At 60.8% G+C, this 15,726-nt stretch carries 12 protein-coding genes; 8 read left to right on the plus strand and 4 right to left on the minus strand.

Annotated elements, in window-relative coordinates; genetic code table 11:
• Positions 1-150: 150 nt before the first annotated feature.
• Both H3V08_RS07170 and H3V08_RS07175 read left to right on the plus strand, forming a co-directional pair.
• Complete coding sequence (locus tag H3V08_RS07170) at positions 151-1,128, plus strand: ketopantoate reductase family protein (RefSeq protein ID WP_197068961.1); 978 nt, start codon at positions 151-153, stop codon at positions 1,126-1,128.
• A gap of 170 nt (positions 1,129-1,298) precedes the next feature.
• Positions 1,299-3,590 (plus strand): alpha-galactosidase, encoded by a 2,292-nt coding sequence (locus tag H3V08_RS07175; RefSeq protein WP_198182212.1) that lies wholly within the window; start codon positions 1,299-1,301, stop codon positions 3,588-3,590.
• 77 nt (positions 3,591-3,667) lie between these two features.
• Here H3V08_RS07175 and H3V08_RS07180 read toward each other — a convergent pair whose 3' ends face one another.
• Positions 3,668-4,993 (minus strand): ROK family protein, encoded by a 1,326-nt coding sequence (locus H3V08_RS07180; RefSeq protein WP_232340446.1) that lies wholly within the window; start codon positions 4,991-4,993, stop codon positions 3,668-3,670.
• 164 nt (positions 4,994-5,157) lie between these two features.
• Between H3V08_RS07180 and H3V08_RS07185 the strand changes: the two genes are divergently transcribed.
• From H3V08_RS07185 to ilvA, 6 genes are all read left to right on the plus strand, one after another.
• Positions 5,158-6,483, plus strand: coding sequence for an ABC transporter substrate-binding protein (locus H3V08_RS07185; protein ID WP_442859361.1), 1,326 nt, complete (start codon positions 5,158-5,160; stop codon positions 6,481-6,483).
• Positions 6,480-7,397 (plus strand): carbohydrate ABC transporter permease, encoded by a 918-nt coding sequence (locus tag H3V08_RS07190; protein ID WP_045920938.1) that lies wholly within the window; start codon positions 6,480-6,482, stop codon positions 7,395-7,397. The genes H3V08_RS07185 and H3V08_RS07190 overlap by 4 nt, the downstream gene beginning before the upstream one ends.
• 1 nt (position 7,398) lies before the next feature.
• Positions 7,399-8,292, plus strand: coding sequence for a carbohydrate ABC transporter permease (locus H3V08_RS07195; protein WP_198182213.1), 894 nt, complete (start codon positions 7,399-7,401; stop codon positions 8,290-8,292).
• Positions 8,293-8,453: 161 nt separating this feature from the next.
• Entirely contained in the window at positions 8,454-10,364 is a 1,911-nt protein-coding gene (locus tag H3V08_RS07200; RefSeq protein ID WP_198182214.1) for a glycoside hydrolase family 13 protein, read from the plus strand.
• A gap of 174 nt (positions 10,365-10,538) precedes the next feature.
• Positions 10,539-12,989, plus strand: a complete 2,451-nt coding sequence (locus tag H3V08_RS07205) for a bifunctional alpha,alpha-trehalose-phosphate synthase (UDP-forming)/trehalose-phosphatase (RefSeq protein WP_198182215.1) — start codon at positions 10,539-10,541, stop codon at positions 12,987-12,989.
• Between the two features lie 179 nt (positions 12,990-13,168).
• On the plus strand, positions 13,169-14,434 hold the full coding sequence (gene ilvA / locus H3V08_RS07210; protein ID WP_198182216.1) for a threonine ammonia-lyase: 1,266 nt from the start codon (positions 13,169-13,171) through the stop codon (positions 14,432-14,434).
• Here the strand turns inward: ilvA and H3V08_RS07215 are convergent.
• The 3 genes from H3V08_RS07215 to H3V08_RS07555 all read right to left on the minus strand — a co-directional run.
• Positions 14,428-15,189 carry a Sir2 family NAD-dependent protein deacetylase gene (locus H3V08_RS07215; protein ID WP_198182217.1) on the minus strand — a complete coding sequence of 254 codons (762 nt, stop codon included), beginning with the start codon at positions 15,187-15,189 and terminating at the stop codon, positions 14,428-14,430. The two genes, ilvA and H3V08_RS07215, sit on opposite strands and share 7 nt — an antisense overlap.
• A gap of 34 nt (positions 15,190-15,223) precedes the next feature.
• Positions 15,224-15,394, minus strand: coding sequence for a hypothetical protein (locus H3V08_RS07220; protein WP_198182218.1), 171 nt, complete (start codon positions 15,392-15,394; stop codon positions 15,224-15,226).
• 148 nt (positions 15,395-15,542) lie between these two features.
• Positions 15,543-15,726 (minus strand): hypothetical protein (locus H3V08_RS07555; protein ID WP_232340447.1); only part of this gene is annotated, 184 nt, incomplete at its 5' end.

Consider the following 15,726-nt stretch of genomic DNA (forward strand, 5'->3'; position numbering starts at 1 on the left):
ACTTTCGGAACTGCCTAATCGACCATTCCGTCCAACATCCGAACGGACCCCGACCTTGTTTGCTCCGCCGTCTGCATACTGCCAGTAACTCCCCGGGGTCCGATGGCTCCGGGGACGTTTATCCGCACAGACTATCAATAGCGAAGAAGGCTGATTGCAATGAAGTACGCGGTGATGGGTGCCGGTGCCATGGGATACAGATTGGGTGTGCTCCTCCAGGAGCAGGCGGGGTTGCAGGTGGACTTCGTCGATACCTGGATGCCCAATGTCGATAAGGTGCGCGATCAAGGCGGGGTCTACGTCTCACGTGACCATGAAGGCCGCCATCTGGTTCCCATCAACATTTTCACTCCGGAGGACTATCAGGGCGACCCTGATGTCTGGATCATCATGCTCAAGCAGATGCAACTGGAGGAGGTCCTGGACAGGTGCGCCCACCTTTTCAAGGACCACCAGGTCGTCTTCTCGGCCATGAACGGATGGGGTCACTTCGACAAGATGCTCAAGTACTTCCCCAAGGAACGAATCTACGGGGGCACGGCCATGATTGGCACGGTCCTGAACGGACCGGGGGATGTGGACTTCATAGGCAAGTCCGGGGCCGGTTCCATGCACCTCTGTGCCATGACCGAGAAGACCACGGATCTGGAGCGGGAGATGGCCTCCGACTTCAAGGCGGCCAACCTGAACCCGATCCTTACCGAGAACTTCGAGGGGACCTGTCTGGCAAAAATCATCTTCAATTCGGTGGTCAACACGATTTGCACCATGTACCAGATCACCATGGGCCAGTTCATCTCCTACCCGGGAGCAATGGACATGGCCAGACAGCTGATTGATGAGGCCTATGATGCCTGCGAGCGAGCCGGCAAGCAGCTGATTCAGACCCGACAGGCCACCCTGGACGAGGTGGACTATGTCAGCCGCGTGGGCAACCCCCTCCACTACCCATCCATGTACCAGGACATGTCGCGCGGGCGCAAGACCGAGGTGGATTACATCAATGGGTACATAGCCAGACTTGGCCGTGAGAACGACTACGTCTGCCGGACCCAGGAGTTCCTGACCCATGGCGTCCACCTGGCCGAGTTGGCCTTCCAGGTCCACCGGGAGGAAACTGCCAAGTAAACCGACGGGCCTTGTCACGGTCTCTTCCCCCCGGAATTACTTTCCGAAAACAGGAAAACGCGCACAGCGAGACAAGTTAGTTGTCAATTCATAGCATGGTCCCTGACTGTGGATGTGCTTCGTCCGGCCCATGAGGACCGGTCGGGCCATGGGCTTGTGACGGAGGTGTCATGGACGTTCAGCGGGACAGGGCCGGGGTGGAGTCCTATCTGGGAAGATCTGCAGACGGTACAACCTTGACCCTGGTGTATATGGAGCAGGCCGATGTGGGGTTGGGTATACTCCTGCCCGGCCGGGAACTGCCCCGAATCGTTCATTGGGGTCGTCGGCTGTCCGATCCTTCAGCCCTTCTGGGTGCCTACGATGCCCTGGCCCCCCAGCGGGTTTCCGGTGGTCTTGACCAGACTGCCTGGCCCAGCATCCTGCCCACACAGTCCGAGGCCTGGACCGGTGCCCCCCGACTCGGTATCAGCCGAAAGGGTGTAGAGGTCTTCTGCCACTTCCAGGTCGAAGCGACCGATTTGGCACAGCAGGTTGCCGGGTCTCCCTTGGGCCAATGCGAAGATGAAGGCACGGATTCCGGTGATTCCGGGGTCCCCACGCTGACGGTCAAGGCCGCCGACGCCGACCAGGGGGTGGGATTGACCTGGAGTTGCCAGCTTTTGGCATCCGGGTTGATTCGTCAGCGGATGGGCCTTATCAATCTTGATCCGACCCGCTCCCTGGCTGTCAACCGTTTGGAGCTGGGCTTTCCCCTCCCACCTAGGGACTGCGAGGTCATGACGACTACAGGTCATCACCTGAGGGAACGTAGTCCCCAACGCCAACCTCTGAATGTCGGCCGGATGGAGCGTTCCACCTTTGTAGGCAGGCCTGATTTTGATTCCTCTCTTCTCCTCTGTGCGGGGACGCCAGGGTTTGGCTTCGAGGGCGGAAGCGTCAGGGCCGTCCACCTCGGGTGGAGCGGCAACGGCGGGCTGAACGTCGAGCGCATCCCGTCGGCCCCCGCTCTTATTGGTGGTGGTGAGGTCCTCTTGTCGGGCGAAATGGTCCTTCCACCCGCGTCGGCTCGCGACCAGACGCCACCGACCTACACCGCTCCCTGGCTCTACGGCTCCTGGGGAGAGGGATTGAACCAGGTGGCGCAGCGGTTCCACGAACACCTGCGTTCTCTTCATCCGGGGTTCGCCACCCGTCCCCGTCCGGTCACCCTTAATACCTGGGAGGCGGTTTACTTCGACCACTCCTATGAGAAGCTCGCCGCCTTGGCGGATAAGGCGGCCTTGGCCGGAGTTGAACGGTTCGTGGTTGATGACGGCTGGTTCGCCGGCAGGCGGTCGGATGAATCGGGCTTGGGGGATTGGTCCATCGATACCGGGGTCTGGCCTGAGGGGCCACATGGCCTGGAGGCCCTGGCCTCCAAGGTTCATCAGCTGGGCATGGAGTTCGGGCTCTGGTTCGAACCGGAGATGGTCAGCCCCGATTCCGTGGTCTTCCGGGAGCATCCCGACTGGGTCATGAAACCGTTGAACTCACGTCTTCCCGTCCAAGGCCGCAGTCAGCAGGTCATGGATCTGACCAATCCCCAAGCCTATGACCACGTCTTCCAAGCCATGGATTCCCTGGTTTCCCGCCTGGGCATCGACTACATCAAGTGGGATCACAACCGCTACGTCATTGAGGCGTGCTCCCCCTTGAGTGGCCGCCCGGCGGTCCACGAGCAGACCGAGGCCGTCTACCGGATCATGCGCGATTTGAAGACCAGGCATGGGAATCTGGAAATCGAAACCTGTAGTTCAGGTGGTGCCCGCATCGATCTGGGCATCCTGGAGTACGCCGATCGTGTCTGGGTCTCCGACTGTGTGGACCCGGTAGAGCGAGCCGATATCCAGCGCTATACCTCCCTTCTGGTTCCTCCGGAGATGATGGGGGAGCACGTGGGGGATTCCCCGGCCCACTCGACCGGGCGTGCGACCTCGCTCCAGCTCCGTGCGGCCATGGCCTTCTTCGGCCATATGGGTGTGGAATGGGATTTGCTTAAGGTTTCCCAGGAACAATTGGATGAACTGGGTTGCTGGATTGCGGCATATAAGGAGCGACGCGAACTCTTCCGGACCGGACGACTGGTGCATGGAGATGCCTTCGACCCGGCAATCAGGCTTGACGGGATTGTTGCGACCGATGGTTCCTTGGCCGTCTACCGCTTTACCCAGCTCGCCTCCTCGGTCAACTACCCGGCCCAGACCGTCGCCCTGCCCGGTCTGAATCCCGAGGAGAACTACAGGGTCAGGCCTCTGGAGGTCTGCAGGTCCCTGGCTGTGATTGGCGGTGGGCAGAGCCCGTTGGCCTGGTGGGAGGGCGAAGGGGCCGTGCTGCCCGGTGCCGTCCTGGTCGATGAGGGTCTTCGTCCCCCGGTTATTCACCCGGCGGAAGCTGTGATCTTCCAGGTGGAGCGTATCTAGCGACTTCCTGGCACGGCTGCAGCCTGGCCGTGCTGCTCCAATGGCGTTCGCGTATTCCGCCTTGCCCCTCGGTAATCTCAGGCGTACCTGGTTTGTGGCCCGTCGGCCCCGTCCGGTGCCATGAGGTAGGAGGCGATGGCTCTGGCTGCCGGGGCTTGGGCCCAGCGGTTCCAGTCATTGTCAATGATCTGCAGGGATACCTCGGCCATCTGACTGTGGCGGTAGGAGTCGATTCCCTTGCGGATGGACTCGCTGCACCGCCTCATCAGGTATGAGGTTTCTCCGCCGATAAGGATCTTCTCGGGTACTGCCACATTGGCCACCGAGGCAATCAGGACCCCGAGCCGGAACCCGGTCAGGTTGAGGAGTGTGTTGGCCTGGGGCAGGTCCTGGTCCAGGTCGTGAACGAACTGCTCTACGGTGGCCGCCCGGCCGATTTTGCGGGAGTACTGCTCCACGAGCGACCCGGTGGTCAGACACTGTGCGCAACCCCGGTGGCCCAGATAACAGGTCGGCCCGTCCGGGTCCACCAGTTGGTGTCCTATTAGCCCATACCCCTCGTCCGAGGATGAAACGGGCATGCCGTGCTCGGCCAGGGAGTACCCCACTCCTGATCCGATGGTGATGAGAACGAACCTGTCCAGTCCGATTCCGGCCCCGAACCAACCCTCATAGAGGGCCAGGGCATCAAGGTCGTTGAAGACCAGGCAGGGCAGGCCACAGGTCTTTTCCATGGCCGCAGCCAGGTCGACATGTTCGCTCCACTGCAGGAAGGGCGCGTAGGTGACCACCCGGTTTTCTGCGGCCCGCCCTCCCAGGGAGATGCCAAGTCCGGATGGTTCAGGCAGGCCGGCCTGCCTGATTTCGGCCATGCAGTCACGGACCAGACCGGTCAGAACCTCCGTCACTTGGCCGGGGCCCCGGTGTTGGATTTCTTTCTGGTGGGGCATCCCCACCGGCTGGCATGCAAGGTCTACGGCGACGGCCATGGCAGTCGCGCCATGCAGATTGACGCCGATAAAGGTCTTGGCGTCATGTCGGATGACCAGGGCTTGTTGGGGTCTGCCTGCCCGGAGTCGTGTTCTGGCGGCGCCGGTTTCACTGAAATCCCCTTCGGTCTTGTCCTGATTCGCCTTCGGGTCCTCGGTCTGCCTCTCCTTTGAGGATGGAAGAAGCCCTGCCGTCTCGATGACTCCCCAATGTGCCAGGTCACTGGTGATTCGCGACACCGCCCCTTGTGTCAGTCCGAACCGCCGAGCCAGTGATACGCGGGAGATGGGGCCGTTCTGAAGGATGTCCACAGCTATTCGATGGGTGAAGCTGGAGGCGCTGAACCAGGTGGGGAAGGGTTCGGTCTCCGCGTCACCAGCCATGCTGCGTGCTTGATTGGGCACGATTTTCATGGGGCCTCTTTCCGCCTGTCATACCGCTTTCACCCATGATACCCCTATTACTTTCCGAACGAAAGGAACTCGCCGAAAGTGGGAATGAAAATGAGGTCGACCCTATGCTGGGCCGCAGAAGCAATGAGGCACTGATGCCCATCTGAATGGTAAAGGAGCCGTATATGTCTGATGCACACGGTGGCGGACGAACCTGGGCAGGTCCCCGGGCTTCCTCCACGCCCACCAAGCGGATGCTGACCTGGTTGAAGACCGGTTTGGCCGCCGCTCTGTCCGTCTTGACGGTCGTGGGACTGGCTGGTTGCGGGTCCACCGAATCAGGGGTGGTCACTCTGGACTTCTTCCAGTTCAAGTTCGAGGCCGCCGACCAGTTCAAGGCCATGGTCGCCCAGTTCGAGAAGGAGAACCCTGATATCAGGGTCAGGATCAACAACTCGGCAGATTCCCAGACCGACCTGCGCACCCGCCTGGTCAAGAACAGGGTCCCTGATGTGATCACCTTCAACGGTGACATCAGTTTTGGTATGTTCGCCGCCTCAGGAGTCTTCCATGACTTCACCGATGACCCCCTGGTCGACGACCTCAACCCGGGCATGGTCTCCATAGCCAAGAACCTGGTGCAGACCAAGAATCCCGAGGGTAAGCGTCTCTATGGCCTCCCCTTCGCCGGGAATGCAAGCGGCTACATCTACAACAAGACCCTTTGGCGTCAGGCTGGTGTGGATCCGGAGAACCCGCCTCGCACCTGGACGGAGTTCACAGCCATACTTGACAGGTTCAAGGACCAGGGCGTCGAGCCTGTTCAGGCCACTCTCTCGGATTCCTGGACCACCCAGGCCCCCCTGGCTTCCCTGGCCGGGACCATGGTTCCCGAGAGCAGATATGCAGACCTGATGACAGGTGAGACGGATTTCAGATCCATCTGGTCGGACCCCGCCAGGAGAGAGGTGGAGCTCTTCCGCCATTCCACCGGTGACAAGGGGGTGACCTACCAGCAGGGCACACAGAACATGGCCAACGGGAAGGTGGCCGTCCTGCCGCTGGGCACCTATGCCATCCCCCAGATCAGGATGATCAACCCTGATGTCGATTTGGGATTCGCCCAGATGCCGGCCAGTGATTCACCCTCCGAGCAGATTCTGACCGCCGGTGACGATGTGATGCTCACCATGGGTGCCAACACCAGTCATCCCAAGGAGGCCATGAGGCTGATTCGATACCTGATGAAGCCTGAGCAGTTGCGTACCTACGCCAAGGCCCAAACGGCATTCATGCCCACCAGGACGGTCGAGGCCGGCGATCCGGCGCTCAATGGTGTCCTGCCCTTCTTCCGGGAAAATCGGCTGGCGGACTTCTGCGACCACTACATTCCCTCCTCCATCAACATCGGTGGCTACCTGCAGACCATGGTGACCAAGGGTGATGTGGACGGGTTCATCGACTCCATGCAGACCGAGTGGGACAAGGTGCAGGCAAGGAACTTCCAATGAAAGGCCAGGAATCAGATATGAAGCAGTCCAAGTCGGGCAGGGGAGGCCATTCCAGGCGGAAGGTCGACAGGGCCTTCTACTGGATGGCCGTTCCCGCAGCCCTGATTTTCGCCCTCTTCCTGTATGTGCCCTTCTTCCAGGGCGTGGCATACTCCTTCACCAACTCCCAGGGGTACGGCAAATTCTCCTGGATTGGTTTCAAGAACTATGGGGCCCTTTTCCAGGATGCGCGTGTAGGTCATGCCTACATCTTCACCTTCCTGATCGCAATCGTGATTACCGTTCTGGTGAACTTCATCGCCCTCTTCATCGCCGTGGCCCTGAACGGGAAGATTGCCTTCAGGAAAGGGTTCCGGGCCATCTACTTCATCCCCTACACCCTCTCCGTGCTGGTCATCGGGTACGTTTTCAAGTACATCTTCATGACACCCCTGCCGGCTCTGGGCCGGGCCCTGCACATCGGCTGGCTCTCCCAGTCCCTGCTGACCAGCGAGCGTTATGCATGGGTACCCATCGTCTTCCTCTCGGTCTGGCAGGCGGTGGCCTACTCCACCCTGATCTACCTGGCCGGTCTCCAGACCATCGATGCCGAGGTCTACGAGGCCGCCTCCATCGACGGGGCCAATGCCTGGCAGTCCTTTTGGAAGATCACCTTCCCCCTGATAGGTGCCTTCTTCACAATCAACCTGGTCCTGACCCTCAAGAACGCCTTCAACACCTTCGACCAGGTGGTGGCCTTGACGGCCGGCGGACCGGATTCCAAGACAGAGACGGTCACCTACCTCATCTACAAGGGTGGTCTTACCGGGGGCGAGTATGCCTATCAGACGGCCAATGCGGTCATGTTCTTCATCGTCCTGGCCCTGGTCGCATTCATCCAGTTGGGTATTTCCAGAAGAGGAGAGAAGGTCTGAGATGAGCCAGACACAACAAATCGAATCATCGCCCGAACCCCGACCCTCTTCCCGACCGCGCCGCAGGGGCGCGGTGAAGGACCGGTTGCGCAACATCAACTGGTGGCTTACAGCCGTCGTCGCCGTCTTTTCCCTGACCATCCTGGTGCCGCTGTACTTCACGGTGGTCACGGCTCTGAAGACCCCTGCCGAGGCCGGTACTTTCAGCCTCCCCACCTCGTGGCAGTGGCACAACTTTGCCGATGCCTGGAACAAGGTCAACTACCCCAAGGCGGCCCTGAACTCGGGCATCGTCACGGTCTGCGCCGTGGTCATCACCCTGCTTACCAACACCTTCGTCGCCTATGCGGTGGCCCGCAACATGGACAAGCGCTTTTTCCGCTTCCTCTACTACTTCTTCATCGCGGCCATGTTCGTGCCCTTCCCGGTGGTCATGCTTCCCATCGCCAAGCAGTTCGGCAGCTGGCACATGGACAACGTCATCGGACTGATCCTCCTCTATGTGGTTCTTGGTCTGGGCACTAACCTCTTCATCGCCACAGGGTTCATCAGGTCCATCCCCACGGCCCTGGAAGAGGCCGCCAGAATCGACGGAGCCGGGACCTGGCGGATTTTCTGGACCATCATCTTCCCACTGATGGGACCGATCAACGCCACCATCGCCATCACTACGGCGCTGTGGGCCTGGAACGATTTCCTCCTGCCCCTGATTGTCCTGACCGACCAATCCAGCCAGACCATCCCACTGGCCCAGTATGTCTTCAGCTCGCAGTTCGCCACTAACTATCCGATGGCCTTCTCCAGCTATCTGATGGCCTTGGCCCCGATTCTGATCGTCTATCTCTTCTCCCAGAAGTGGGTTATCAGCGGCGTCATGCGCGGTGCCGTCAAGTAGCCCCATCCTGGTGCTCCGGTCTTCGATTGTCTGAACGGCCGGGGCATCGTTGATTGCGCCCACCTTACGGAACCCCTCCTCTGGAGCGGGCGAAGACAGCCCGTATAGTGGGAGTTGCAGAACAAGGAAGTCCTACGAATCCAGCCTGTGGAAGGAAAGCCATGACCCAGGAAGAGCGCGCGCAGCTATCCGATGCAATACGGACCAACGGGGCCACCCCCAACCCCTGGTGGACCAATGCCGTGGTCTACCAGATCTACCCGCGATCCTTCCAGGACACCAACGGTGACGGCTACGGCGACCTGCCGGGCATCACCCAGCGGCTGGACTACCTGGCCGACCTGGGCGTGGATGTGATCTGGCTCAGCCCCGTCTACCGATCCCCTCAGGATGACAACGGGTACGACATCTCCGACTATCAGGACATCGACCCCATCTTCGGCACCATGGACGATATGGATGAGCTTCTGGACGAGGCCCATAGCCGGGGAATCAAGGTGGTCATGGACCTGGTCGTCAACCATACCTCCGACGAGCACGCCTGGTTCCAGGCCTCGCGCAACACCGACGATCCGCATGCCGACTGGTACTGGTGGCGCCCTGCCAGGGCCGGCCATGAACCGGGAACCCCGGGCGCGGAACCCAACCGGTGGGGGTCATATTTCGGCGGCTCCGCCTGGGAGTACGACCCTCACCGCGGTGAGTACTTCCTCCACCAGTTCTCGAAGAAGCAACCCGACCTGAACTGGGAGAACCCTCAGGTGCGTCAGGCCGTCTACCGGATGATGAACTGGTGGATGGACCGGGGTATCGACGGTTTCCGCATGGACGTGATTGTCATGATCTCCAAGCTGGTCGACGACCAGGGTCTTCTGCCGGGCGAAGAGGGGGCGTCCGTCCAGGACGGGCCGGTGGGTCCTGAGGGATATTCCTCTCCGGTGCCCTTCTGCGTGGACGGTCCCAGGCTGGATGAGTACCTGAAGGAGATGCGCCGGGAGGTCTTCGAGGGGCGCCAGGGCTACCTGACCGTGGGTGAGGCCCCGGACCTTCCGCCCGAGCGAAGCGGTGCTATCACCGACCCGGACAATCGCGAACTGGATATGCTCTTCCTCTTCACCCAGACCGGTATCGACTCCGATGGAAGTAAGTGGAACATCCGTCCCTTCCGGGCAAGCAGGCTCAAGGATGCCATGGGTAGGCAGCAGGAGGCCGTGGCCAAGGCGGGCTGGGCCAGCCTCTACTTCAACAACCACGACCAGCCGCGCGTGGTCTCCCGCTGGGGTGACACCTCCACCGAGGAGCTTCGCACCCGGTCCGCCAAGGCCCTGGGCCTTCTCCTCCACATGCACCGGGGCACCCCCTACATCTACCAGGGCGAGGAGTTGGGCATGACCAACGCCGGGTTCACCCGGCTCGATCAGTATCGCGATCTCGAATCCATCAATCTCTATCATCAGCGGGTCGATCAGGCGCACGAGCAGAGCCCGGAATCCATGATGGATGCCCTGGCCTATATGAGTCGTGACAACGCCCGGACCCCCATGCAGTGGGATGCGACCAAGTTCGCCGGGTTCACCGCCCCCTATGCCCCAGAGGAGCCCTGGCTGTCCGTCAATCCCAACCATGACAAGATCAATGCCAAGAGTGAGCTGCGCGACCAGGACTCGGTTCTGGCCTTTTACCGGGAGCTGATTCGCCTCCGTCATACCGACCCGGTAGTGGCCGCCGGTGATTTCTCCCTCCTGGATCCGGAAGCGGAGCAGGTCTATTCCTTCACCCGTTCCCTGGATCAGGCCCCCGAGCGCAAGTCCGGCCCGGAGGCCAGGAGCATCCAGGAGGCCGTGCCCTGCCAGCGTCTCCTGGTCGTGGTCAACCTGAGCAGCAAGCCCGCAGGTCTGCCTGAACAGACCGCCTCCCTCCTCGGGATAGACCAGGTTGCCGCCACCTCCATGTCCCTGGGGGTCGGTGACGTTGACAGGATCATGATTTCCACCTATCGGCCCGAGCAAACCGTCGGTTCTCTTCTGACCGGCCGTCTGGCCCCCTGGGAGGGCTTCGTCTACCGGCTCTGAGTCTCGTTATCCCACTCCGGCCTGTCAATTTATGGCAACCACCTGGTCATGCGGCTACAGTGGAACCTATATGTCGTGGTTTTCACCTGCCCGCCCCTGATGGTCGGGTCGGACCGGGGAGCGACAGGTAGACCGGCATTGGCTTGGCCGGTCCGGACAGGAGAGTGGTGCCGTATGTCTCGTTTGATCATTGTTTCCAACAGGCTTCCCATGTCACTTGAGGCCACGGATGACGGATCCTATACGCTGCGGCAGAACGTGGGCGGTCTGGCCACGGCCATCGGCCCCTATCACCGCGCCCACAAGGACTGCCTCTGGATAGGCTGGAGCGGCATCGACCCGGAGCAGTACTCCGACAAGGAGCTCCAGGACATCCGCAAGGCCTATCGGGAGAGTCGGTGCATCCCCGTCTTCCTCAGCAAGGATGAGCTCAACGGGTACTATGCCGGTTTCTCCAACAACACCCTCTGGCCTCTCTTCCATGATTTCTCCCATGAGGCCGTGTTCAAACAGCAGGATTGGGACATGTACCGCAAGGTCAACATGCGTTTCGCCCAGGTGGTGGAACCCCTGATTCGCAGAGGGGACACGATTTGGATTCAGGACTACCATCTGATGCTCCTGCCCAAGATGCTCCGCGAGCGCTACCCCGACGCCTCCATCGGCTGGTTCCTGCATGTCCCCTTCCCCAGTGCCGAGATATTCCGATCCCTGCCCTGGAGCCGTGAGATTCTGGAAGGTGTGCTGGGGGCCAACCTGATTGGGTTCCACACCGTGGACTTCTCCGCCAGCTTCCTGGCCTCCATGCACCGTCTTCTGCCTGAGATTCCGGTCAATGAGGATGGGGTGGTCGAGATGCCCGACGGGCATCGGGCAGCCATTGATGCCTTTCCCATAGGCATCGACTACAACCTGTACAGCCGCACGGCCCGTTCCGGTCTGGCCAGGGCCATGCGCCGGGGCATAGATGAGGCCTGCGGCAAGTCGCCCCGCCACCGCTACCGGACTTCGGTCACCGCCGAGGGGGTGGCCGCCACCGAGGCGAGCGTCTCCGACAGTAATTGGTGGAGCCATTACGCCAGCGAGGGCATTCCCGAGACCACCCTGGCCAAGCAGGCGGCCTCCTCCATAGAGAGCCGATCCAATAAGGTCATCGTCTCGGTTGACCGGTTGGACTACACCAAGGGTCTGCCAGAGCGTCTCAAGGCCTTCGGCTGCATGCTCGACAAGTACCCCGAATGGGTGGGGCATGTCACCTACTATCTCCTGGCCACCCCCTCCCGGGAGAACGTCGAGTCCTACCAGCGCCTCAAGGATCAGGTGGACCAGCTGGTGGGCGAGATCAACGGACGCTATTCCCTGCTTGCCTGGACCCCCATCCACTACATCACCAGGTCCCTGTCGATCAAACCGGTCTGCGGTATCTACACAGCCGGCGACGTGGCCCTGGTCACCCCCCTGCGGGACGGCATGAACCTGGTGGCCAAGGAGTATCTGGCCTGCCATGACGGGCGTGATGGTGCCCTGGTCCTCTCGGACATGTGCGGGGCGGCGGACGAGTTGACCGATGCCTTCATCGTCAACCCCTACGACATCGACATGGTCTGTGAGGCCCTCCACAACGCCTTGGAGATATCCCCCGAGGAGTCCCGCCAAAGGAATATCCGTATGCAGGCACGGTTGAAGGTCCGCACGGCATCCAACTGGTGCACCTCCTTCCTGGAGACCCTCAAACAGGTATCCACCCCCGGTATGACCGACAAGAGGTTCAGAATGGATCACCACAGCGAAATCGTCCGTCAATGGGACAAGGCCAAGCGCCGGCTTGTTCTTTGCGACTACGACGGAACCCTGACCCCGCTGGTCCGCAAACCCGAACGGGCCAGGCCCACCCGGGCGCTTTGCAAGCTCCTGACCCAGGTCGGTTCCAACCCCGATGTGGACATGATTCTGGTCTCGGGCCGCAGCCACGAAATCATGGAGGACTGGTTCAGCCAGCTCCCGGTCGGTCTCATCGCCGAGCATGGGGCCTGGAGCAAGAACTGCCCCGGTCAGCAGAAGGATGTCTGGGAGCGTGCCAAGGGACTGCCCGACTCTCAGACCTGGCAGAAGGTCATCAAGCCCATCATGGATGTTTCAACCGAGCGGGTGCCCGGCTCCTTCGTCGAGAGCAAGTCCGACGCCGTGGCCTGGCACTATCGGATGAGTGATGCCGGGGTGGCCGACGCCGAGCGGCAGGACCTTCTCCAACGGCTCAGGCGTGTGGTTGTGGGCCTGGGGCTGATGATCATGGAGAACTCCAAGGTGGTCGAGGTGACCCCGGTCGCCACCAGCAAGGGGCAGGCGGTTCTTCCGCTTGTTTCCAGCGGTGATTATGACTTCATGATGGCTCTGGGTGATGATGACACCGACGAGACCATGTTTGCCGTCATGCCCGATTCGGGGTGGACCTTCAAGGTCGGTCCCGGTCAGACCAAGGCCAGGTTGAGGGTCGAGGACCCCGTTGCGGTCAACCTCCTCATGGCCGACCTGGCCGCGGGTGTGGCCCAGGTGCCCTCGGATAATGATGGTTCCTCGCCTGCCCGTTTCGCAGATGACCACACCATCATCGACGATGCCGGCTGAGGGGAGTCTCCTCCCTGTTTTCCAACCGATTCGGCTTCTCCCGTAGGGCCGGATATTCACACCTTCATGGAGGTTCCCGACCCTGTCTTGCCCATTCAGCTTCTTTTCATAGGGCGACCATGTCCACCATGTTGACACCGGCTCGTCACGAGTGGGCGGGGCGGGGATAATGATTGAGCATGGATACCAATGAAGTCGATGTTGACCTGAGGGCGGATCATGCCGCCAACCTGCGGGATGCCGCCAAGCGGCTTGAGGGTGTGGCCAGGCACACCCGGATCGAGCAATCCCAGGAACTCGGTGACCGGGTGGGGCACAAGGTGCTGCTCAAGCCCGAGAACCTCCAACTGACCGGTTCCTTCAAGGTGCGTGGTGCCTACAACAAGATTGCCTCCCTCTCCCAGGAGGATCTGGACCGGGGAATCATCACCGCCTCGGCGGGCAACCACGCCCAGGGTGTGGCCTTCGCCTCCCGGCATCGTGGAGCACAGGCCACTATCGTCATGCCCCAGATAACCCCGCCCCTGAAGGTGGATGCCACCAAGGCCTACGGTGCCGAAGTGGTTCTCAAGGGAAACGTCTTCGATGAGAGTTTCGCCTATGCGCGGCATCTGGCCGACGAGCGCGGAATGACTTTCGTTCACCCCTTCGACGACTACGAGGTTCTTTGTGGGCAGGGCACCATTGCCATGGAGATCCTGAACGATGTGCCCGATGTGACCGACATCGTGGTTCCGCTGGGTGGTGGGGGACTGGGCGCCGGAGTCGCGCTCGCGGTCAAGACCTTCAGGCCCGATGTCCGGGTCATCGGAGCCACTCCGGTCGGTTCCCCGGCCTGGCGCGAGTCCCTGACCGCAGGCAGGGTCGTAGAGGCCGACCAGGTCAGCACGGCGGCCGAGGGCGTGGCGGTCAAGCGCCCCGGCGACCTGGATTATGCACTGCTGAGCCATTATTTGGACGACCTGGTGCAGGTCACCGAGAGTGACATATCCGAGATGATTCTCTTCATGCTGGAGAAGCACAAGCTGGTGGTCGAGGCCGCCGGGGCCGTCTCCCTGGCCGCCCTGGGCCAGCTCGATCTTCAGTCGGATGTCTTCCGCTCCGCCCCCGGGCCCCATGTGATTGTCCCCATCATCTCGGGCGGCAACATCGATACGGTCACCATCGGTGCCGTCATCCAGCGGGGGATGATATCCCGCGGTCGTATCATGCAGTTCGGCGTCGAGCTTCCCGACACCCCGGGTCAGCTGGTCAAGGTCGCCACGGTCCTGGCCGATCTTCGCGCCAACGTCATCGAGCTCAACCACGACCAGTTCAAGTCCTCGGGCCACTACGAGAACGGTGTCCTCCTTGAGGTGACGGTCGAGACCAATGGTCCCGATCACATCACCCAGATTCTGGATACCCTACGTAGCCAGGGCTTCCAGGTTCATCAGAACTACTGATCCGGGTTCCGTGCGATGGTCTCGTCCACCAGCCTGGGCAAGGCCTCTTCTATCGGTTCATGAATCAGCCGTGTGGCCAAGGAATCGTACTGGGTCTGCCCCAGATTCATGATGGTTATGGGCACGCCTGCCTGTGCCGCAACGGGTACCAGGGAGGCGGCCGGGAAGACCTCCAGGGTGGACCCTATCACCCAGAATTCGTCGGCGCTGCTGGCCAGTTTCATGCTTTTCTCCATGGCACCCTCGGGCAGGGCCTGACCGAAGTAGACCACATCCGTCTTGATGATGCCGCCGCAGAGCATATTCCCCTGGTAGGGCATGCGCTTGCGGCAGTGGGGATCCGGCTCCTGGTCCAGCCGTTCCATGATGTCGGCCGTCCGGTATTCCTGGCCGCACTTCATGCAGTGCGAGGTGCCGATGGTCCCGTGCAGGTTGACGATTACCTGGCTGGAATTGCCGGCCTTCTCGTGAAGGGCGTCGAAGTTCTGCGTGGCCAGGAGCGTCAGCATGCCCGCCTTCTCCAACCTGGCCAGGGCTTTGTGGGTCACACCCGGATGGGCCTTCCAGACCGGCGACTCCTTCTGCCAACGCCATGAGTACTCCCGCGCCTCTCTGTCACTCATGAAGAGGTCGAGGTCGTACACGCTCGCCTGGTCGGGGTGCTTGGTCCAAACCCCATCTGGCCCGCGAAAATCCGGAATTCCTGCCGAGGTTGAAATGCCTGCGCCGGTCAGTACCGCAATTGTTTTGCTCATACCCTTTGTCTTACACCATCAGGTTTCAGGATCATCAGCCGGGAGCCGCCCGGGTCTTGATGCCCCCTGTATCGCCGCAGCTATCGACGGATTCGCCAAGGCCCGAATTGAAGACCGGATATATGCATGGTTCGTAGGTACCGATTACCACGGTCGGCACCTTGGCGATGTCATAATCAAAACGGTCGTGGAAACACGCCGTCATGCGGAAGTTAAAGGGGGCAGATGTGAATAAAATGTGCTCAGATTAGGGGGTCTGCACCGGGGAAAAGGGCCGACAGAACAAAGCAGATGATGATAATCGTATTTCCGACACGCCGATACGAGGACTGGAATTACTGGATTAACGACGGTCACCATAATTTTTGATTTGCGAAATGACGCATGCGTGGTAAGTTTATCTCTTGCTGCTCAACACGGCGGTTCCTCTTCCAAGAAGAGCGTGGACTGCTTGTTGGTGTGGTGGTGGTTTGAGAACTCAAGAGCGTGTTTGTGCTACTTTTATAGCTTTTTGATTGCCAGTCCGATGCCCGCCCG

The sequence above is a fragment of the Bifidobacterium sp. M0307 genome (genome assembly GCF_016100445.1).
Lineage (GTDB): Bacteria > Actinomycetota > Actinomycetes > Actinomycetales > Bifidobacteriaceae > Bombiscardovia > Bombiscardovia coryneformis.